Here is a 19,795-nt window from a genome sequence, read left to right on the forward strand (position 1 = left end):
ACCTCGTCGTTCGGTGAGGCCATCCTAATCGCCCGGCAGCGGGGCAGGGAGTAACAAGGTCGTCGCGAAACCGGGCAGCGGCGGCGTCATCCAGCGGCGTGCGCGGCCGCGGCCGAGCGCCTGGACCTTGTCCGCTTCGGCGAGCGCGTCGAGCGCGCGCTGCACGGTGCGCTGGCCTGTGCGCAGGGCCAGCGCCAGCGCGGAGCTCGACCACGCCTCGCCATCGGCGAGGAGCGCGAGCACGGCCGCGTGGCGATCGTCGACCGGGCGCGCCAGGACGACGGTCTCGCGTATGCCGAGCGGTTCGAGCGCGAAGCCGCGCGGGGTTGCGATGACGTTCGCGAGCGGCCGCAGCAGCGCGCGCAGCCGGCCGATCTCGACGCGCAGGCGTGCGCGATGCGATTCGTCCGCGTGTTTTGCGCGGAACGCGGCAGCGACGACCGCGTTGCGCGACACGTCGGCCGGCCACGCTTCACCGAGCGCGCGGGCGAGCATGAACAGCACGGGCCGCCGCGCAAGCGACACGGTCGTGCGCGCGTCGCGCACCGTGTGGCGGCACGCGTCGACGACGAGCGCGTTCGATGCGAACAGCGCCTCCACTTCGTCGAGTTGCACGAGCCGCGATGTGCCGCGCGTGATGAGGCGCGCGGCCGGTGCGTCGAGCACGCGTGCCGCAGTGTCGACCTCGGCCGTCAGCGCGGCGATGCCGGCGTCGCGGGCCGCTGCGTGTGCCCGGGTGAGCGCAGCGCGCGCCGCGTGCGTGCGGATGCGGCGCATCGCGATGCCGGCCGCGATCAGCTCATGGGCGGCGCGCGATGCAGCCGGCAGTGGCGCGGGATCGAGATTCGCGAGCATCCGCTCGGCATCGTCGAGCTGGCCGATCAGCAGTAGCCGGCGCACGCCGAGATAGCGTGCATGCGCGGCGTTTGCGCGGTCGCCGTGCGCGTCGAGCGTCGCGCACGCGGCATCGAGCGCGCGCGTCGGCCAGCGCAGGTCGCGCGACGCGAGTGCGATCTCCGCTTCCGCGACGACGCAGCGCGCACGCGCCACGGCCTCCTTCGGGCCGAACGCACGAGCGGCGCCGCGCACGAGTGCGCGCGCGCGTTCGAAATCGCCGAGCTGCGCCATTGCGATCCCGCGCAGTGCGAGCGCCGGCGCATCGTCGCGCAGCGCGACGCGATTCAGCGCGCCGAGCGCGTCACCGGCCGCGAGCGCGCGCGCGGCCGCCGTGATCAGCGAATCCATCCGAATCCCGACACACTTGTCACTCCCTTCGGTTCGATGCCCGCCACTAATCTAGCACCACGCACACGGCACCGGATGCCGTGCCTGGATACCCATCGGAAGGAGAAACCCGCCATGACGACCCATCTCACCGGAACCCGCGACGAATGGCTGGCCGAGCGCCGCGCGCTGCTCGACGCGGAAAAGGCGCTGACGCGGCAAAGCGACGAACTCGCGCGGCGGCGCCAGGCACTGCCCTGGGTGCGCGTCGACAAGACCTACCGATTCGACACCGAGGACGGGCAGGCAACACTCGACGACCTGTTTCTCGGCCGTTCGCAACTGCTCGTCTATCACTTCATGTTCGGCCCCGACTACCAGGCCGGCTGTCCGTCGTGCTCGTCGATCGCCGACGGTTTCGACGGCTTCGCCGTGCATCTGGCGAACCACGACGTGACGCTCGCCGCCGTGTCGCGCGCGCCGCTCGCGAAGCTGCGCGCGTACCGGCAGCGGATGGGGTGGCGCTTCCCGTGGGCATCGTCGGTCGGCAGCGATTTCAACTTCGACTTCAACGTGTCGTTCACCGAAGCGCAGCAGCGCGCCGGCGACGTCGAGTACAACTACGCGCGGGCCGGCCACGCGATGGACAGGGATCCGCCGCCGGCACCCGTCGTGCAGTTCGCGGCGACATGCGGCACCGACGCGGTCACGTATTCGCTCGACCGGCCGGGGATGAGCGCGTTCGTGCGCGAGGACGGCATCGTCTATCACACGTACTCGACCTATGCGCGCGGGCTCGACGGGCTGTGGGGGATGTACCAGTGGCTCGATCGTGCGCCGCGCGGGCGCAACGAGACCGGCCCGTGGTGGCGCCGTCATGACGAGTACGCACGCGGCTGAGCGCGCCGGCGACGGGCGAGGGCGGGCGATGACACGGCCGGCGCCCGGCGCTCCGGGGCCCGATCCGCGGGCGTTCGCGGTGGTGCTCGTGGCCGTGTTCGCCGTCGCCGCGATGGCGACCGTGGCGCAGTGCGCGTCGATGGCCGCGATGGGCGGCCCTCCCGTGTCCGCCGGCTGGATGATGACGTCGGCGCCATGGCAGCGACCGTGTGGATGGAGCGCCGGCCGCGCGTTCGCGGTGTTCGCCGGCATGTGGGGCACGATGGCGGTGACGATGATGCTGCCCGTGCTGGCGCCGGTGCTCTGGCGATACCGGCAGTGCGTCGGCCTGCACGCGGCGGCGCGTTCGGCCGGGCTCGTCGTCGTCGCGGGTGCTGGGTATTTCGCGGTGTGGATGGCGGTGGGAGCGCTCGTGTTTCCGGCCGGCGCCGCACTGACGGGCGCCGCCGCAAGGCTGCCGGCGCTTGCCGGTGCGATGCCGTTCGCGGCTGGCGCGGTCGTATTGGCTGCGGGCGTCCTGCAATTCTCCGGATGGAAGGCGCGCCGGCTGGCGTGCTGCCGGCACGCCGCGACCGGTGGGTCGCCGCCGCGCGCGGCGGCCGGTGCGGCATGGCGGTACGGCGTGCGAACGGCCGTGCGATGCGGGATATGTTGCGGGAACCTGATGGCGGCCGCGCTGGCCGCCGGCGTGATGGATCTGCGCGTGATGGCGGCCGTGACGGTGGCGATCGCCGCCGAGCGCCTTGCGCCGGCCGGCGCGCGGGTGGCGCGGATCGTCGGCTGGGTCGCGATCGGCGGCGGCGCGGCGATGCTTGTCCGCGCGGCCGGGCTGCTGTAGGACGGGGAGGGCGTGCCCGTACGGCGTGTTGCCGGGCCGCGCTTCCCCGTCGTCTCTACCGTCGCGTGGCCCGTCCGCAACAGGTGGGTGGGCCGTTTCGCGGCCGGTTGCGCGAATGGCTCGATGCGGCGGTGAAACGAAAGGCGATCGAAAACGAACCGAACGACGATCCGAACGATTCGGCCCCCGAACGGCCGAAACCGGCTAAGCCGTTGTTCGTGTTGTGAAAATTCGCGGCGCTTCGCGTATAATTCGCTTTTGCGCCCATAGGATTTGCCATGCGTCTGATCCAAAAAGCACTCACTTTCGATGACGTGCTCCTCGTTCCCGCCTTCTCCGACGTTCTCCCGCGCGACACCAGCCTCAAGACCAAGCTGACCCGCAACATCTCCCTGAACATGCCGCTCGTGTCCGCCGCGATGGACACGGTCACCGAAGGTCGCCTTGCGATCGCGATGGCACAGCAGGGTGGCGTCGGTATCGTCCACAAGAACCTGACGCCGGCCGAACAGGCCCGCGAGGTCGCGAAGGTCAAGCGTTTCGAATCGGGCGTCGTCCGCGACCCGATCACGGTGCCGCCGCAAATGAAGGTGCGCGACGTGATCGCGCTGTCGCGCCAGCATGGCATCTCGGGTTTCCCGGTCGTCGAAGGCCCGCAGCTCGTCGGCATCGTCACGAACCGCGACCTGCGTTTCGAAACCCGCCTCGATGAGCCGGTCAAGTCGATCATGACGCCGCGCGAGCGCCTCGTCACGGTCAAGGAAGGCACGCCGCTCGCCGAAGCGAAGGCGCTGATGCACAGCCACCGCCTCGAGCGCGTGCTGGTCGTCAACGACGCGTTCGAACTGCGCGGCCTGATGACCGTCAAGGACATCACGAAGCAGACCGAGCACCCGGACGCGTGCAAGGACGAACACGGCAAGCTGCGCGCAGGCGCGGCAGTCGGCGTCGGTCCCGACAACGAAGAGCGCGTCGAGCTGCTGGTGCAGGCCGGCGTCGACGTGATCGTCGTCGATACCGCGCACGGCCACAGCAAGGGCGTGCTCGAGCGCGTTCGCTGGGTCAAGCAGAACTTCCCGCACGTCGAAGTGATCGGCGGCAACATCGCGACGGCCGCCGCCGCGAAGGCGCTCGTCGAATACGGCGCGGATGCGGTCAAGGTCGGTATCGGCCCGGGCTCGATCTGCACGACGCGGATCGTCGCCGGTGTCGGCGTGCCGCAGATCAGCGCGATCGCGAACGTCGCGGAAGCGCTGAAGGGCACGGGCGTGCCGTGCATCGCCGACGGCGGCGTGCGCTTCTCGGGCGACGTGTCGAAGGCCCTCGCGGCCGGCGCGAACGCGGTGATGATGGGCAGCATGTTCGCGGGCACCGAAGAGGCGCCGGGCGACGTGTTCCTGTACCAGGGCCGCCAGTACAAGTCGTATCGCGGCATGGGTTCCGTCGGTGCGATGAAGGACGGCGCGGCAGACCGCTACTTCCAGGACAACTCGGCGAACATCGACAAGCTCGTGCCGGAAGGCATCGAAGGCCGTGTCGCATACAAGGGCTCGGTCAACGCGATCCTGTTCCAGCTGGTCGGCGGTGTGCGCGCCAGCATGGGCTACTGCGGCTGCCGCACGATCGACGAACTGCACGACAAGGCCGAATTCGTCCAGATCACGGCGGCGGGCATGCGCGAGTCGCACGTGCACGACGTGCAGATCACGAAGGAAGCGCCGAACTACCACGTGGACTGATCGCCGATGAAACCGCTGCTGCGAGCCGTGCTGATCATCGATGCCGTGTTGTTGCTGGCGTTCGGCGTGCTGTTCGTGCTGACGCCCTGGCAGTCGCTCTTCAACGCGCTGCAGCTCGCGAACGTCCAGCCGGCGATGCTCGGCCAGGCGTTCGGCATCGCGCTGCTCGGGCTCGCGTGGCTCGCGTTTCATGCAGCGTTCAACGGCGATCTCACGGCGCCGGTCGCGCGAGCGGTCGGCCATGTGTACTGGCTGATCGGCGCGCTGACGATCGTCTGGTCGATCGGCACCGGCAGCGGTCCCGCGCTCGCGGCCGCCGGCAGGGTGCTGTCGGCCGTGGCCGGCGTCGCGTTGATCGTGCTCGGCCTCGGTGGCGTGCGGCTCGCATCGGCCGTGCGCCGGCGCGAAAAGGCGCAGGCGCTCGAGGCGCGCGCGCCGGCCGAGACGGCGACGGCGCCTGCGTCGTCGTCCGCACCGCAGCGTGTCGAACCTGTCGTCAGCCGTCCCGCGGCGCCAGCGGCACCTTCGCCGGCCGCATCCGGCCAATCATCGTCGGGCGGCGTCGCACTCGACGAGCGCCCGCCGATGCAGGATTGACCGGCCATGCGTCGAGCGTGCCGCCTTCCGCCCGACGCCGTTGTCCATGCTATTGACGCAGCGCATGATGAAAATGATGCGCTGCCTTTCTTATTCTCTTCATCCCGTCCGCAGCCATGCACGACAAAATCCTGATTCTCGACTTCGGTTCGCAAGTCACCCAACTGATTGCGCGACGCGTGCGCGAAGCGCATGTCTACTGCGAAATCCATCCGAACGATGTGTCCGATGACTTCGTCCGCGAGTTCGCGCCGAAGGCGGTGATCCTGTCGGGCAGCCACGCGAGCACGTACGAAGACCATCAGCTGCGCGCGCCGCAGGCCGTGTGGGATCTCGGCGTGCCGGTGCTCGGCATCTGCTACGGCATGCAGACGATGGCCGTGCAGCTCGGCGGCAAGGTCGAGTGGAGCGACCACCGCGAATTCGGCTACGCGGAAATGCGCGCACACGGCCACACGCGCCTGCTCGACGGCATCGAGGATTTCAAGACGGACGAAGGCCACGGGATGCTGAAGGTCTGGATGAGCCACGGCGACAAGGTTGCCGAGCTGCCGCCGGGCTTTGCGCTGATGGCGTCGACACCGAGCTGCCCGATCGCCGGCATGGCCGACGAGGCACGCGGCTACTACGCGGTGCAGTTCCATCCGGAAGTCACGCACACGGTGAAGGGCCGCCAGATCATCGAGCGCTTCGTGCTGCAGATCGCAGGCGCGAAGCCCGACTGGATCATGAGCAACCACATCGAGGAAGCCGTCGCGAAGATCCGCGAGCAGGTCGGTGACGAGGAAGTGATTCTCGGCCTGTCGGGCGGTGTGGATTCGAGCGTCGCGGCTGCGCTGATCCATCGCGCGATCGGCGACCAGCTCACCTGCGTGTTCGTCGACCACGGCCTGCTGCGCCTGAACGAAGGCAAGATGGTGCTCGACATGTTCGAGGGCCGCCTGCATGCGAAGGTCGTGCACGTCGACGCGTCCGAACAGTTCCTCGGCCACCTGGCCGGCGTGACCGATCCGGAAGCGAAGCGCAAGATCATCGGCCGCGAGTTCGTCGAGGTGTTCCAGGCCGAGGCGAAGAAGCTGTCGAAGGCGAAGTGGCTCGCGCAGGGCACGATCTACCCGGACGTGGTCGAATCGGGCGGCACGAAGACGAAGAAGGCGACGACGATCAAGAGCCACCACAACGTCGGCGGCCTGCCGGAAACGCTCGGCCTGAAACTGCTCGAGCCGCTGCGCGACCTGTTCAAGGACGAAGTGCGCGAGCTGGGCGTCGCGCTCGGCCTGCCGCCGGAGATGGTGTACCGCCATCCGTTCCCGGGCCCGGGCCTCGGCGTGCGGATTCTCGGCGAAGTGAAGCGCGAGTTCGCGGATCTGCTGCGCCGCGCGGACGCGATCTTCATCGAGGAACTGCGCAACACGACCGCGACCGCGCACGATGCGGCTGCCGGCCTGTGCGGTGAAGCCGATGTCGGCAAGAGCTGGTACGACCTGACGAGCCAGGCGTTCGCGGTGTTCCTGCCGGTCAAGTCGGTGGGCGTGATGGGCGATGGCCGCACGTACGATTACGTGACGTCGCTGCGCGCGGTGCAGACGACCGACTTCATGACCGCACACTGGGCGCACCTGCCGTACGCGCTGCTCGGCCGCGCGTCGAACCGGATCATCAACGAGGTGCGCGGGATCAACCGTGTGGTGTATGACATCTCGGGGAAGCCGCCGGCGACGATCGAGTGGGAATGATCGGCCGTCCGGCACGTGCCGGTACGACCTGACAGCACACATCAAAGCCCGCTTCACAGCGGGCTTTTTTGTTTTTGGCCCGACTGGCGCCACCGCCCGATTGGCACATCGCGCGGATTTCGTGTTTCGTCGATGGGAACACACCCGAGCATTCGTGCGACATGAGGCGTCGCGGGTGCTTCCATTTCCGCACTCGTTCAACCAGCGACTTTGCTCATCGATTGCACCGTGCCGTACTCGATCGGTGCCTGCAATCAGTTGCAGCGCAAAAGGCGCGGGTTTGAAACAGCGTCCGCGGGTTGCGTAGCGAGACCGCCTGGCAGTGAAGTCGGCAGACGCGGTTCGGCTACCCCACCCGGTTTCACCGCGACTGTAATCGAGTGTAATTGATTGCTCCGCGCGCTCAGCCTAATTTCTTCCCGGCAGGTGCGCTTCGCGGATGGCTGACCCAAGCCACTGCGGAGGTTGTGATGAACGTTGTCGATGCGTGACTCGCGCGAGCCAGATTCGACCTATACGGCCCTGGTTCTCGGTTTTTCAACTCACAGCAGGAGGAATTGTCATGTCGAACGAAAATTTCAGTGAAATTCAGAAGTTCGCGGAGCAGGCGGACGGTTTGAAACGCGTAGACGTTGAGTCAATTCAACTGGGCTATTGGGACAATCACGATACCCTTCCTTTCATGCTCAATAACGAGGGCGGGAATTCGTTTGCAGTAAATGCCTCGAATACGGCGTTGCTGATCCAGATCGGAAACGCACTCACGGCGCTTGGACAGAAGCAGAAGGTCGTGGCCTATCTGGGAGACCTCAACCACGGCGGTACCCTCAAGGTCCTTCTTATCGGCCTTGATTAGTTCGAAAGCCAAGTCGCGACCCGGCTGGTCAGCGTCGGAGCAGGTCACGACGGAATCAACCGGATGACTGTCGCGGCAAGAAAACGGCTTGGCAGGCTGCCAAGCCGTTTTCGTTGACGGATTGCACAAGCCAGGGCCGTCGCGTCCCGGATTCTCACGCGTGCGAGCCCACGAGCGAACGCAAGTACATCGGCACCTTCGCCTTCGCCGTTGCCTGCACGCGTGTCATGAGCGCGTGATCGATGCGACCCAGTCCGTAAGTCCGCGCGATGTCCTGCTGCAGCCGGCACCACAGATGGCCGGCCATCTCGGCATCGACCATCGCCCGGTGCGCCCGGCCCGATTTCGGCAGCCGCAGCATATCCACCAGGTTCGACAGGCGGTGACTCTGGGCGTCCGGGTAGATGCGTCGCGCCACGAGCATCGTGCAGGCGAAGGCATGCTCGGCCGACACGCCAAGAAGCCCGAGTTCCGCCTGCCAGAACCGTTTGTCGAAACCGGCGTTGTGAGCGACGACTGCATGCTTGCCGACGAACGCCGCGGCTTCCTTCATGACCTTCGACGCCGGCGGCGCCAATGCGATCATCTCGTTCGTGATGCCGGTCAGCGCGACGACATCGGACGGTATGCGCCTGCCTGCATTCATCAGGCTCTGGAAACGGTCGACGACTTGTCCGTCCCGGAGCAGGATGACGGCGATTTCGGTCGCACGGTCGCCCATGTTCGGCGAAAGTCCGGTTGTTTCGAAGTCCAGTACCGCAACGGTTTGCATGGTCGAATCCTGTTGCTTCACGCGGTGTCGTTAGAGTGGCCGAGAGGTTAGCATCTCCAGGCCCGCGACAGACTCGTTCAACTCGAGAAACGGCCATCCTCGCGGCGAACGCCGACCCGTTCGAAGGCGACGAGCGCGATGTCTTTCAAGGCGGACTCCATGCGTCGTGGCGCGCTGCCGGGAGCGGCGGCGGCCGTGATAGGGTTCGCAGCCTATCTGTCCATGCCGCACCATACACAGCCTGTATGGCGATGACGATGAGCGCACTGACGCGTAACGACTGGATTGCAGTGGGCTTCGACACCCTCGACGGGGAAGGGTACGCGGGCATTTCGGCCGAGAGCCTCGCGCGACGGCTGAACGTGACCCGCGGATCGTTCTATCACCACTTCCGCAATCGTGAGGACTTCGTCAGGACCTTGCTGACCGCGTGGGAGGACGACTACACCGCGCGCATGCTTGCGTATGCGGCGGGCGGCCGCGGTGCCGGCGACACGCTGGTGCGCTATCTGCGCATTGCCGCCGAAAAGCGGCCGGGGCGCGAAATCGCGATCCGCGCATGGGCGCTGCACGATCCGCTGGTCGCGGAATTCCAGCAGCGCGTCGATGCGGCGCGGCTCGCGTTTGCGATCGAGACGTCACGCGGGCTGGTGCGTACGTCGAGCGAGGGGGAGATTGTCGGGCAGGCCGTGCACCTGTGCCTGATCGGCGGACAACAGGCCGGGCTGCGGCGCGATGCCGACCGGTTCAACGGGTTCATGCAGCGCGCGGCTGCAACGGTCGAACGCGTGCTGCCGATGCGTCGCGCATGAAGTGTCACGCACGCGTGTTGCATGCGTGGCGCGGACTCGATATCGGGCAGCCGCGTTCGCATGCCCGGCGCGCATGACGTGGCAGGCGGCGCGATATCCCGCACCAGCCACTGTTATGCGCGCCGCGGCGAGGACAGCGGTGCCGCGCGGTAGCGCAGGTGAATCAGCGGATAGGCCCGCCCTTGTCCATCGAGCGCCGATCGCCCGATGCGCTCGAAGCCGAGCCGTTCATAGAATCCCGCTGCCGATTCGTTCTGTTCGTTGACGTCGGTCGACAGGTCGGGATGACGCTTGAGCGCATTTTCGACGAGCAGGCGCCCGACCCCCGCGCCATGGTGAGCGGGATCGACGAACAGCGCCTCCATGTGACTGCCGTCGAGCAGCATGAAGCCGATCGCGCGGCCGCCTTCATCGACGGCGAGATCGAGCGGTGCACCCGGCAGGAACGCGACGACTTCGGATTCGATCGCGCGACGGTCGTCGTCGCTGAGGAAGCGGTGCGTGGCGTCGACCGCGTTGCGCCAGATATCCAGCACGCGTGCGCCGTCGGCCTGGGTGGACTGGCGAATTCTGATCATGGTTTGGCCCATCTCTGATTTGTCATTGGAAGTTCGGCGGGTAACCGGCACCGCCGTGGCTCCGATCGGGCCATTCGCAAGGGCTGCGTGAAAGACGGCTTCAGGTATTTCAGGCGTTGGCCGGACGCTGCGCGCCGCCAAGGTCCGCCGCGCGCTCGATCGCGCGTCGCGCAACGTCGCGAACGCCTGCGCTCATCGGCAAGTCCTCGCGGTCGAGCGCGGCGAGATCGAACCAGCGCGCATCGAGTGCATCGTCGCCGGCAGCAGGCGTACCGCGCAACCATCTGCACAGCACCGCGACCATCACGAAATGCTGACGCACGTTGCCGTCAGCATCGTAATCGAACGCATCCAGCGCGGTAAAGGCGTCGAGCGCTTCGACGTCGACGGTGGTTTCCTCGGCGATCTCGCGCACGACCGCGTGCGCAATCGATTCCCCGGCCTCGATCTTGCCGCCGGGAAACCCCCAGCAGCCCGCATCGGGCGGATTGGCGCGGCGTACCAGCAGCACGTCGCGCTCCCGCAGGACGATGCCGATCACGGCGGGAACAGGGCGGACGGAAGCGGTGACGCCGGTCGGCGGGCGGGGAGAATCGGACATGAGTTGCTACGTGCAGAAGCGTTCGAGTGTGTGGGGCGGCCGGCGACGATTCATCGTGCGTCGTCGGTGCGCTGCTCGATCGCGCGGATCACGGCGACCATGTCGTCCGCGCCATGTCCGGCCCGCTCGGTCTCGCCGTACAGCGCATGGCAGATGTCGAGCAGCGGCGACGCGATGCCGATGCCACGGGCGGATTCGGCGACGAGGCGTGCATTCTTCAGCACGTCGGTGATCGCGGCCTGCACCGAAAAATCGGCCGCGACGAGTTTGCCGAGTTTCACGCGCGACACGTCGCTTGCCATCGGGCCCGCGTTCAGCACATCGGCGAAGCGGGCGAGATCGATGCCGTGGCGTTGCGCGAAATGCGTGGCTTCGGTCAGGCCGGTGACCATCGTGATCAGGAACAGGTTCACGGCGAGTTTCATCGTCAGCGCCGACGGCACGTCGCCGCACACGAAGCTGTCGCGGCACAGCGGCTTCACGAGCGCGCGGACCGCGTCGACGTCGTTCGGTGCGCCGGCAAGCATCACGACGAGTTGACCGGCTTCGGCCGGCTTGCGCGACCCCGACACGGGTGCCTCGACGTAGCGGCCCGACGCGGCAGCGATGTCATCGGCCAGCGCGCGCGAATACTCGGGTGCGTTCGTGCCCATGTTCACGATGGTGTGTTCGCCGACACGGGCAGCGAAACCGGGCGTGCCGCGCGCGAGGACGGCGTCGATCGCCGCGTCGTTCGCGAGCATCAGGATCACGGTGCTGCAGGCCGCGAACACGTCGTCGATGTGCTCGGCGACGCGCGCGCCGGCGTCGCGCAGCGCATCGTCGCTGCCGTGCGACCGGCTCCACACGACGAGTGGCGTGCCGGCCCGCGCGAGATTGAGCGCCATCGGCGTGCCCATCACGCCGAGGCCGATGAATCCGACTGCGGTTTGCATGTTCTGGCTCCCACGGTGGGTGGAGACGATCGTGGGCGTCAGTATCGCAGCGTTTGCGCGCGCCCGCTATTTCGCCCGATCACCCGCGCGAGCCACGTCACGGCCACGCCGTCATGTCCGCCAGATAGGGCCACGGATAGATGCCACGGGCATGACCGTCGCCGAACACCGCGCGGATGCCGTAGCCGGCTGTTTCAAGGCTGTCCAGCGTCAGGTCGGGCAGCGCATCGACACGACCGCCGTCGAGCCGGATCCTTCGGCATTCCGCACACGGGCAATCGCCGCGCAACCGTGCATAGCTGACGCGTTGCGTGCGACCGTCCGGCCAGCGGAGGGTCAACGTGCGCGCCGGATGATCGAGCACGATTTCGGTCGGGGCGATCACTGTGACGCCTCGTCGATTTGCCGGATCGCGATCCGCACGGCCTTGCGTACTTCCGGATCGTGATCCTCCAGTGCGTGGGTCAGGGCGGGCAACGTCGCGCGGTCGAGCAACTCACCGAGCGCAAGCGCGGCTTCCTTGCGCAGGTTGCTGATCGCATGCGAGAGCAGCGCGACGACGGCCGGCGCCGCGGCCGCATCGCGCAGTTGCCCGAGCGCGCGCGCGGCACGCAAGCGCACCTGCCAGTAGTCGTCGCCGAGCGCGGCGACGAGCGGTTCGCGCGCGGTCGCGACGCTCAGCTTGCCGAGCGTCGTGGCCGCTTCCTCGCGCACCTGCCATTCGCGGTCGCGCAACGCGGCGAACAGTGCGTGGATGACGGATGCATCGTCGGGCGTCGCGAACCCGATCGCACCGACGGCGACGCGTCGCACGTCCGCGGCGGCATCGGTGGTCGCGATGCGTGCGAGCGGCGGTAGCGCACGCGGATCCTTGAGCCAGCCGAGCACCGCCACGGCTTCGGCGCGCACCGCGGCGTGTTCGGCGTCGAGCGCATGCAGCGCGGGCGCGAATGCGCCGGGGTCGCGCAACTCGCGCAATCCGCGCAGTACGGCACGGCGCACGATCGGCTCGGGCCGGTCGGCCCAGCGACACAGCACCGCGCCCGATGCCGCGTCCTTCAGTTCGGACAGGCTTTGCGCCGCGGCGGTGCGCACGTCGTTGTCCGGATCGAGCAATGCGCCGCACAGTGCGTCGACGACGTCGGGCTGCTCCCACGCACCGAGCACGCGGGCGGCTTCGCCGCGCACGTCGGCCGACGGATCGTCGCGCAGCGCGGCGATGAAAGCGGGCACGAATCCGGGGGCCTCGAGATCGGCGAGTTCGAACAACGCGACGCGGCGCACGCAGGCATCGGGCGCGGCGAGGCGGGCGACGAGCGCAGCTTCGTCGGGGGTGTGGGCGCAGGGCAGCGCGGCAGCGAAGGAGGAGTCGGTCATGGGTGACGGGAGAGAGCGTGGAGGGGCGCGGTCAGCGCAGCAGGTAAGGGATATCGACCTTGACTGCGCCGGTCGGGCAATCGCGCTCGCACGGCATGCAGTACCAGCATTCGTCGAATTGCATATAGGCCTTGCCTTTGGTCACGTCGATCGCGAGCAGGTCGAGCGGGCACACGTCGACGCAGACGGTGCAGCCCTTGTCGGCGATGCAGCGGGCCTCGTCGATCGTGACGGGGGCGCTGCTGCGCTGGAAGATGTCGTGTGGCGTATGGGGCATGGCAGGCTCCTCAACGGGCGGCCGCGAGTGCGGCCGGTTCGCGGATGCGCAGATTCGTGTAGGCGGCGCGATCGTCGTCGGCAAGCGGCACGACGTACGGTTCGACCGATCGCTTCTCGCTGCGCATCTCGCCATGGGCGTCCTTGCGCAGCCAGGTGTGGCAGAACCACTCGGCGTCGTTGCGATGCGGAAAGTCGACGCGATGGTGGTACAGCCCCCAGCGGCTCTCGGTGCGGAACAGCGACGCGCGCGCGGCCATTTCCGCGCAGTCGCGGATCGCGCGCACCTCGGCGGCGCGCATCAGTTCGTGTGGGTGGTTCGCCTTGATCGATTCGATATCCTCAGTAATTGCGTCAAAGCGTTGCAGCCCGATTTCCATCTTGCGCGTCACCTTCGGCGGTTGCAGATAGTCGTTCACCATGCGGCGCAGCTTGTACTCGACCTGCGCCGGCGCCAGGCCACGCTCGCGCAGCAGCGGGGCGAGCACGCGGGTGCGTTCGCCGGCGACCTGTTCGTCGTCCACCGGCGCGTGCTCGCGGCCGGCCACGTAGTCGGCCGCGTTCTGCCCGGCAAACCAGCCGTACGTAAATGCGCCGAGCATGTAGTTGTGCGGGACGGCAGCCATGTCGCCGGCCGCATAGAGCCCGGGCACGGTCGTCTCCGCGCGTGCGTTCACGTACACGCCGGATGCGCTGTGGCCGCTGCAGAAGCCGATCTCGGAGATGTGCATCTCGACCATCTGGCTGCGGTAATCGGTGCCGCGCCCCGCGTGGAAGCGGCCGCGGCTCGGCCGCTCGTTGGTATGCAGGATCTGCTCGATGGTCTGGATCGTTTCTTCCGCGAGATGGTCGAGCTTCAGGAAGACGGGGCCGTTGCCGCTTTGCAGTTCCTGGTAGAACTCCCACATCATCTGGCCGCTCCAGTAGTCGCATTCGATGAAGCGTTCACCCTTGCCGTTCGCGGTGAAACCGCCGAGCGGGCCTGTCACGTAAGCGCACGCGGGGCCGTTGTAGTCCTTGATCAGCGGATTGATCTGGAAGCATTCGAGATTCGCGAGCGCGGCGCCGGCGTGATAGGCCATCGCGTAGCCGTCGCCCGCGTTGGTCGGGTTCTCGTACGTGCCCATCAGGTAGCCCGAGGCCGGCAGGCCGAGGCGGCCGGCCGCGCCGCAGCAGAGAATCACGGCCTTCGCGCGGATCACGTGGAACTCGGCGGTGCGGCAGTCGAAGCCGAGCACGCCGCTCGCGCGGCCCTGCGCGTCGGTCAGCACGCGCGTCGCGACGATCCGGTTCGTGATCGCGATGCGCGCGCGCTTCAACTGCCGGTACAGCACCTTCTTGATGTCGTGCCCTTCGGGCATCGGCAGCACGTACGAGCCCATGTGATGGACCTTCTTCACCGCGTAGTCGCCGGTGCCGTCCTTCTCGAACTTCACGCCCCAGCGGTCGAGCTGTTCGATCGTCTCGAAGCTGTGCGTCGCATACGCGTACACGGCTTCCTGGTCGACGATCCCGTCGTTGGCGATCGTGATCTCGCGCGTGTACTGCTCGGGCGTCGCATGCCCGGGGATCACCGCATTGTTCAGGCCGTCCATCCCCATCGAGATCGCGCCGCTGCGCTTCACGTTCGCTTTTTCAAGCAGCAGCACGCGCAGGGACGGATCGCGCTCCTTCGCCTTGATCGCCGCCATCGGGCCGGCGGTGCCGCCGCCGACCACGACGATGTCGTATTCGAGCACATGAGTAGTCGTCGCTGTTTCCTTGCAGGGTTGCGCGGTTTCTGCCGGTCGATGCGCAGTCGGTACTGGAAGGCGTCGCCGCGGAAGTAGAGGGTTTCGTAGTCGATCGGCAAGCCCGACGCGTCGTGCGTGAGGCGGTCGATGCGCAGCACGGGGCTGCTTTCCTCGACGTGCAGCGCATCGACGATCTCGTCGTCGGCGAGGATCGCGTCGATCGACACGTCGGCATGGCCGAGCGGGATGCCGCAGTCGTTTTCCAGGACCAGGAAAATGTCGCGGGTCGCGAGATCGGCGCCCGCGAGGCGCTTGCCGAGGGCTTCGGGCAGCCAGGTCTGCTCGAGCGACACCGGTTCGCGATTCAGCAGCCGGACGCGATGAATCTCGACGAGCGGCGCGCCCTCGGGCACGTTCAGCTTCGTCGCGAGATGGCGGTCGGCCTTGACGGTGCGGAAACTGCGCACCTGGTTGACGATCTCGTAGCCCATCGACGACATCGCCTCGGCGAAGCCCTGCAGCGATGTCACGTTCTGGAATGCCTTCGGCTTCGACACGAAGGTGCCCTTGCCGTGCAGCTTGAACAGCAGTCCTTCCTTTTGCAGATCGCCGAGCGCCTGGCGTACCGTGATACGGCTGACGTCGAACATCGCGCAGAGTTCGTGCTCGGACGGCATCCGGCTGTGCGGCGCATAGGTGCCGTCGAGAATGCGCGTGCGCAGCGTGTCCTTGATCTGCACGTACAGCGGGGCCGCCGACAGCGGCACGACGTTGGGGGAGGTCATCGATCAACTTGTCATGACAAGATCGCTCGAGTGTAGTCAGCGTGATTGCGCGCCCCAACCAACTATTTCTGATTTCGACTTTCCGATTCCGGAAAAGCGCGACGGCAGGGGGCTGGCCGAATGGACGATCCGGCATGCGGTGCCGGCCCGATTCGCCCGTTGCGGGCGGAGTGGCTCGGCGGACAACAAAAAATTCGACGTTGCGCGTGCCGCTCATGTCGATTTTCCGATGGGTCGCCCGTCGTATCCAGATCGACCGGGCATTGCGCGAAGCAGGTGGGGCCCGGTTCCCGAGGATCGTCATCACGACAAGGAGGCACCCCATGACGGATTCCCGATACCGCTGGGTCATCGTCGCCGCGGGCGGCCTGATGGGCTGCATCGCGATCGGCGCGATGTTTTCGCTGCCGGTGTTCCTGCGCGCGATCGCGCGCGACACGGGCTGGTCGATGACCGGCATTTCCGGTGCGATGACGCTCGGCTTCATCGCGATGGCCGTCGCGAGCATGGCGTGGGGCAGCCTGTCGGACCGCATCGGCACGCGCCCGGTCGTCATGACGGGCGCCGTCCTGTTGTCGGCAAGCCTGGCGCTGGCGAGCCGCGCGCCGTCGCTACTCGCGTTCCAGCTCACTTTCGGCCTCGCCGTCGGCGGCGCGACGGCTGCGATATTCGCGCCGATGATGGCGTGCGTGACGGGCTGGTTCGACACGCACCGCAGCCTTGCGGTGTCGCTCGTGTCGGCCGGCATGGGGATGGCGCCGATGACGATGGCCCCGCTGACCGCATGGCTGGTGTCGGTGCTCGACTGGCGCACGTCGATGCTGCTGATTGCGGCGCTGGCGGCCGTCACGATGATTCCGGTGTCGCTGCTGGTGCGCCGGGCGCCCGCGCTCGACGGCGCGCAGGCGGCCCCGGCGGCACCAGCAGCGCCAGCGCCCGCCGGCGAGCCTGCGGCGATATCGGTCGCGGATGCGCTGCGATCGCCGCAGTTCGTCGTGCTGCTGCTGACCAACTTCTTCTGTTGCGCGACGCATTCCGGCCCGATCTTCCATACGGTCAGCTATGCGGTGACGTGCGGGATCCCGCTGATCGTCGCGGTGTCGATCTACAGCGTCGAAGGGCTGGCCGGCATGGGCGGCCGGATCGCGTTCGGGATCCTGGGCGACCGCATCGGCGCGAAGCGGATGCTGGTGGCCGGGCTGCTTGCGCAGACGCTCGGCGCGCTCGGGTACGACTTCGTGCGCACGCTCGACGGGTTTTACGCGGTCGCGACCTTGTTCGGCTTCATCTATGCGGGCGTGATGCCGCTGTATTCGGTGCTTGCGCGCGAGAACTTCCCGCTGCGGATGATGGGCACCGTGATCGGCGGCTGCGCGATGGCCGGCAGCCTCGGGATGGCCGCGGGCCCCGTGGCCGGCGGCTTGATCGTCGATACGTTCGGCAGCTACGGCTGGCTGTACGTCGGTTCGTTCGCGATCGGCGTCGGCGCGTTCCTGATGGCGACGATGTTCCGCCCGTTCGCGAAAGCGCGACCGGAAACGGTGGCTGCGTGACCCGACGACGCGGCCTCCGTTTCAACGGATCGGCGCGGCTTGATCTGCGTGGCTGAAGAAAAAATCAGGGCCCGACATCGTGCGCGTTGGCGGGTGTCAGAACGGCTCGCGGCCCGCTGCGGCGCAGCAGAGCGGCAAAAGAGACCGATCGGCGCGCATGCGCTGCGATTCGGCCCCTAAAAATACAATATCGAGCATATATTCGAAGGGCCTGTCATACCCGCGTCACCCTGCTAGAATTCGGCCTGCCGCATTGTTCCGATTGACTGATGAGATTGCTTGACGCCCTGGTCGAACAACGTATTGCCGCCGCCGCCGCCCGGGGCGAGTTCGACGATTTGCCGGGTACCGGCGCGCCGCGGGCGCTGGATGACGACCTGCTCGTGCCCGAGGAGGTGCGGGTGGCCAACCGTATCCTGAAGAATGCGGGCTTCGTGCCGCCGGCCGTCGAGCAATTGCGCGCGCTGCGCAACCTGCATGACGAAGTGCAGGCGGTCAGCGACCGTGCCGCGCGGTGCCGGCTGCAGGCGAAGATCCTCGCACTCGACATGGCGCTCGAATCGCTGCGCGGCGGCCCGATGGTGATGCCGCGCGACTACTGCCGGCGCATCGCGGAGCGCCTGTGCGAGCGCGGGCTCGACGAAGCGCCCGCCGAAGCGGGGCCGATGTGACGTCCGACGCGCTGCACGATGCAGCCCGCTCGGCAGCCGCCCCGGCGTCCGAACCCGCCGCCGATTCTCCCGTTCCCGAAGCAGCGCCCGTATCGGCGCGCGACCTGCATTTCATGCGTCTTGCGCAGGCTGCCGCCGAAGAGGCGCGCGCGGCCGGTGAAGTACCGGTCGGCGCGGTGCTCGTGCGTGGCGACGAAGTGATCGCGCGCGGTTTCAACCATCCGATCGGTGGGCACGACCCGTCGGCCCACGCGGAAATGGCCGCGCTGCGCATGGCCGCGCAGCATCTGCAGAATTACCGGATGCCCGGCTGCGAACTGTACGTGACGCTCGAGCCGTGCCTGATGTGCGCGGGCGCGATCATGCATGCGCGCATCGCGCGGGTCGTCTACGGCGCCGCCGATCCGAAGACGGGCGCGTGCGGCAGTGTGATCGACGCTTTCGCGAATCCTCAGCTGAACCACCATACCGAAGTGACCGGCGGCGTGCTCGCCGACGAGTGCGGCGCCGCGCTGAAGTCGTTCTTCGCCGAGCGCCGTCGCGCGCTGCGCGAAGCGCGGCTGGCCCGCGACGCCGAATCCGGCGCGTCATAGGCGCGCCCGCCGCGCCCGTCGCTCGGTGCGAGCCGGGCGCGCCCGGTTCCGTGAACCGGCGACCGCTCGGACCCTCTAAGCAGGTTTGACGACCCCACCTCTCTTCGCCATGTCCTTCCAGCCCGCCGCGTCCTACACCATCCGCCTGCTTGCGCCATCCGGCTATCCGCACGACCCGGACGCGATCAATCGCGCGCTCGAGCGCCTGAGCACCGCGCAGCATCGCATCGAGAACATCGAAGCGACGCAGCGGCGCTTCCAGCGGTTCGGCGGCACCGACGGCGAGCGGGCAGGCGACCTGAACCGCCTTGCCGATCCCGAGCGGCCGCTGCCGGACATCGCGCTCGCGGTGCGCGGCGGCTACGGCGCCGCACGCATCCTGCACGGGCTCGACTATCGCGGGCTCGAACGCAGGCTGCGTGACCAGCCGGTCGCGCTCGTCGGTCACAGCGATTTCACGGCGCTCCAGCTCGCGCTGTACGCGAAGGCGCGCATCAAGACGTTCGGCGGCCCGATGCTGTCTGCCGATTTCGGCGCGGAAACGCCGAGCGATTTCACGATGCAGCACTTCTGGCAGACGCTGACGCAGCCGAGTACGACGATCGTCGCCGAAGCGCCGCAGGTGCAGAGCGTGGACGTGACGGGCACGCTGTGGGGCGGCAACCTCGCGATCCTCACGTCGCTCGTCGGTACGCCGTACATGCCCGACATCGAAGGCGGCATCCTGTTCATCGAAGACGTCAACGAGCAGCCGTTCCGGATCGAACGGATGATCTATCAATTGCACCTGTCGGGGCTGCTCGCGCGCCAGCAGGCGCTCGTGCTCGGCCAGTTCACCGGCGCTCGGCCGTTCGAGTACGACAACGGCTACGACATGCAGGCGATGATCGACCAGGTGCGTGCGGTGATCGGGATCCCGGTCGTGACGGGCCTCCAGTTCGGCCACGTGCCCGACCTGTTGACGCTGCCGTTCGGCGCGCAGGCGCAACTGGTCGCGAACGCGCACGGTTTCCGCCTCACTTTGTCGGACTATCCGCACCTCGGTTGACGCGGGCGCAGTCGGTCGAAAGGCGGGGTTCCCGCCTTTTTCTTTACGTAGACGCGCAACTAACGGTCAATTATTTTCGTCGACGCCAACCGGGTCGGCGCCAGATCTTGCACCAGTTTTGTCAACAAAATGGCCTGGAGGGTATACGACGAGAGGCGCCTCCGTCGTACG

At 67.6% G+C, this 19,795-nt stretch carries 20 protein-coding genes and 1 pseudogene; 11 read left to right on the forward strand and 10 right to left on the reverse strand.

From position 1 onward, the window contains the following. Positions 1 to 24: 24 nt before the first annotated feature. A complete protein-coding gene (locus LGN17_RS11320; protein WP_226196795.1) occupies positions 25 to 1,245 on the reverse strand; it encodes a helix-turn-helix domain-containing protein in 1,221 nt (406 codons plus the stop codon). 114 nt (positions 1,246 to 1,359) lie between these two features. On the opposite strand from LGN17_RS11320, the gene LGN17_RS11325 reads away from it, so the two are divergent. From LGN17_RS11325 to LGN17_RS11350, 6 genes are all read left to right on the forward strand, one after another. After that, positions 1,360 to 2,124: a DUF899 domain-containing protein gene (locus LGN17_RS11325; RefSeq protein ID WP_226196797.1), complete on the forward strand. Its 765-nt coding sequence runs from the start codon at positions 1,360 to 1,362 to the stop codon at positions 2,122 to 2,124. Beyond that, positions 2,102 to 2,962: a DUF2182 domain-containing protein gene (locus tag LGN17_RS11330; protein WP_413227019.1), complete on the forward strand. Its 861-nt coding sequence runs from the start codon at positions 2,102 to 2,104 to the stop codon at positions 2,960 to 2,962. Before LGN17_RS11325 ends, LGN17_RS11330 begins: the two co-directional genes overlap by 23 nt. A 278-nt stretch (positions 2,963 to 3,240) precedes the next feature. Beyond that, positions 3,241 to 4,701: an IMP dehydrogenase gene (guaB, locus tag LGN17_RS11335; RefSeq protein ID WP_048020927.1), complete on the forward strand. Its 1,461-nt coding sequence runs from the start codon at positions 3,241 to 3,243 to the stop codon at positions 4,699 to 4,701. Between the two features lie 6 nt (positions 4,702 to 4,707). Then, the gene (locus LGN17_RS11340; RefSeq protein WP_226196799.1) at positions 4,708 to 5,298 is read left to right on the forward strand and encodes a hypothetical protein; all 591 of its coding nucleotides are present in this window, start codon (positions 4,708 to 4,710) and stop codon (positions 5,296 to 5,298) included. 116 nt (positions 5,299 to 5,414) lie between these two features. Further along, positions 5,415 to 7,034 (forward strand): glutamine-hydrolyzing GMP synthase, encoded by a 1,620-nt coding sequence (guaA, locus tag LGN17_RS11345; protein WP_175969535.1) that lies wholly within the window; start codon positions 5,415 to 5,417, stop codon positions 7,032 to 7,034. A 562-nt stretch (positions 7,035 to 7,596) separates the two neighbouring features. Next, the gene (locus tag LGN17_RS11350; protein WP_226196801.1) at positions 7,597 to 7,890 is read left to right on the forward strand and encodes a hypothetical protein; all 294 of its coding nucleotides are present in this window, start codon (positions 7,597 to 7,599) and stop codon (positions 7,888 to 7,890) included. A gap of 154 nt (positions 7,891 to 8,044) precedes the next feature. Here the strand turns inward: LGN17_RS11350 and LGN17_RS11355 are convergent, their stop codons facing one another. Next, a complete protein-coding gene (locus tag LGN17_RS11355) occupies positions 8,045 to 8,662 on the reverse strand; it encodes a PolC-type DNA polymerase III (protein ID WP_226197149.1) in 618 nt (205 codons plus the stop codon). Positions 8,663 to 8,919: 257 nt separating this feature from the next. Between LGN17_RS11355 and LGN17_RS11360 the strand changes: the two genes are divergently transcribed. Beyond that, positions 8,920 to 9,474 (forward strand): TetR/AcrR family transcriptional regulator, encoded by a 555-nt coding sequence (locus LGN17_RS11360; protein WP_226196803.1) that lies wholly within the window; start codon positions 8,920 to 8,922, stop codon positions 9,472 to 9,474. Positions 9,475 to 9,587: 113 nt separating this feature from the next. On the opposite strand, the gene LGN17_RS11365 is transcribed toward LGN17_RS11360, so the two are convergent. The 8 genes and pseudogenes from LGN17_RS11365 to LGN17_RS11400 all read right to left on the reverse strand — a co-directional run. Continuing rightward, entirely contained in the window at positions 9,588 to 10,052 is a 465-nt protein-coding gene (locus LGN17_RS11365; RefSeq protein ID WP_226196805.1) for an acetyltransferase, read from the reverse strand. A gap of 109 nt (positions 10,053 to 10,161) precedes the next feature. Next, positions 10,162 to 10,653 (reverse strand): NUDIX hydrolase, encoded by a 492-nt coding sequence (locus LGN17_RS11370; RefSeq protein WP_226196807.1) that lies wholly within the window; start codon positions 10,651 to 10,653, stop codon positions 10,162 to 10,164. A gap of 50 nt (positions 10,654 to 10,703) precedes the next feature. Continuing rightward, positions 10,704 to 11,588, reverse strand: coding sequence for an NAD(P)-dependent oxidoreductase (locus LGN17_RS11375; protein ID WP_226196809.1), 885 nt, complete (start codon positions 11,586 to 11,588; stop codon positions 10,704 to 10,706). A 97-nt stretch (positions 11,589 to 11,685) separates the two neighbouring features. Then, positions 11,686 to 11,973: a gamma-butyrobetaine hydroxylase-like domain-containing protein gene (locus LGN17_RS11380; protein WP_226196811.1), complete on the reverse strand. Its 288-nt coding sequence runs from the start codon at positions 11,971 to 11,973 to the stop codon at positions 11,686 to 11,688. Beyond that, positions 11,970 to 12,965, reverse strand: coding sequence for a HEAT repeat domain-containing protein (locus tag LGN17_RS11385; protein ID WP_226196813.1), 996 nt, complete (start codon positions 12,963 to 12,965; stop codon positions 11,970 to 11,972). Before LGN17_RS11385 ends, LGN17_RS11380 begins: the two co-directional genes overlap by 4 nt. Positions 12,966 to 12,996: 31 nt before the next feature. Beyond that, complete coding sequence (locus tag LGN17_RS11390) at positions 12,997 to 13,242, reverse strand: ferredoxin family protein (protein ID WP_175969541.1); 246 nt, start codon at positions 13,240 to 13,242, stop codon at positions 12,997 to 12,999. A gap of 10 nt (positions 13,243 to 13,252) precedes the next feature. Further along, positions 13,253 to 14,980 (reverse strand): fumarate reductase/succinate dehydrogenase flavoprotein subunit, encoded by a 1,728-nt coding sequence (locus LGN17_RS11395; protein ID WP_226196815.1) that lies wholly within the window; start codon positions 14,978 to 14,980, stop codon positions 13,253 to 13,255. Positions 14,981 to 14,991: 11 nt separating this feature from the next. Further along, positions 14,992 to 15,759: pseudogene (locus LGN17_RS11400) on the reverse strand (GntR family transcriptional regulator); the annotation flags it as partial. A gap of 323 nt (positions 15,760 to 16,082) precedes the next feature. Between LGN17_RS11400 and LGN17_RS11405 the strand changes: the two are divergent. From LGN17_RS11405 to ldcA, 4 genes are all read left to right on the forward strand, one after another. Further along, positions 16,083 to 17,312: an MFS transporter gene (locus LGN17_RS11405; protein ID WP_226196817.1), complete on the forward strand. Its 1,230-nt coding sequence runs from the start codon at positions 16,083 to 16,085 to the stop codon at positions 17,310 to 17,312. Between the two features lie 269 nt (positions 17,313 to 17,581). Beyond that, positions 17,582 to 17,983, forward strand: coding sequence for a DnaJ family domain-containing protein (locus LGN17_RS11410; protein ID WP_226196818.1), 402 nt, complete (start codon positions 17,582 to 17,584; stop codon positions 17,981 to 17,983). Beyond that, on the forward strand, positions 17,980 to 18,576 hold the full coding sequence (gene tadA / locus LGN17_RS11415; protein ID WP_175953365.1) for a tRNA adenosine(34) deaminase TadA: 597 nt from the start codon (positions 17,980 to 17,982) through the stop codon (positions 18,574 to 18,576). The genes LGN17_RS11410 and tadA overlap by 4 nt, the downstream gene beginning before the upstream one ends. A 109-nt stretch (positions 18,577 to 18,685) precedes the next feature. Further along, on the forward strand, positions 18,686 to 19,624 hold the full coding sequence (gene ldcA / locus LGN17_RS11420) for a muramoyltetrapeptide carboxypeptidase (protein ID WP_226196820.1): 939 nt from the start codon (positions 18,686 to 18,688) through the stop codon (positions 19,622 to 19,624). Positions 19,625 to 19,795 lie beyond the last annotated feature (171 nt).

This window comes from Burkholderia sp. AU30280, from assembly GCF_020420125.1.
Taxonomy (GTDB): Bacteria; Pseudomonadota; Gammaproteobacteria; order Burkholderiales; family Burkholderiaceae; genus Burkholderia.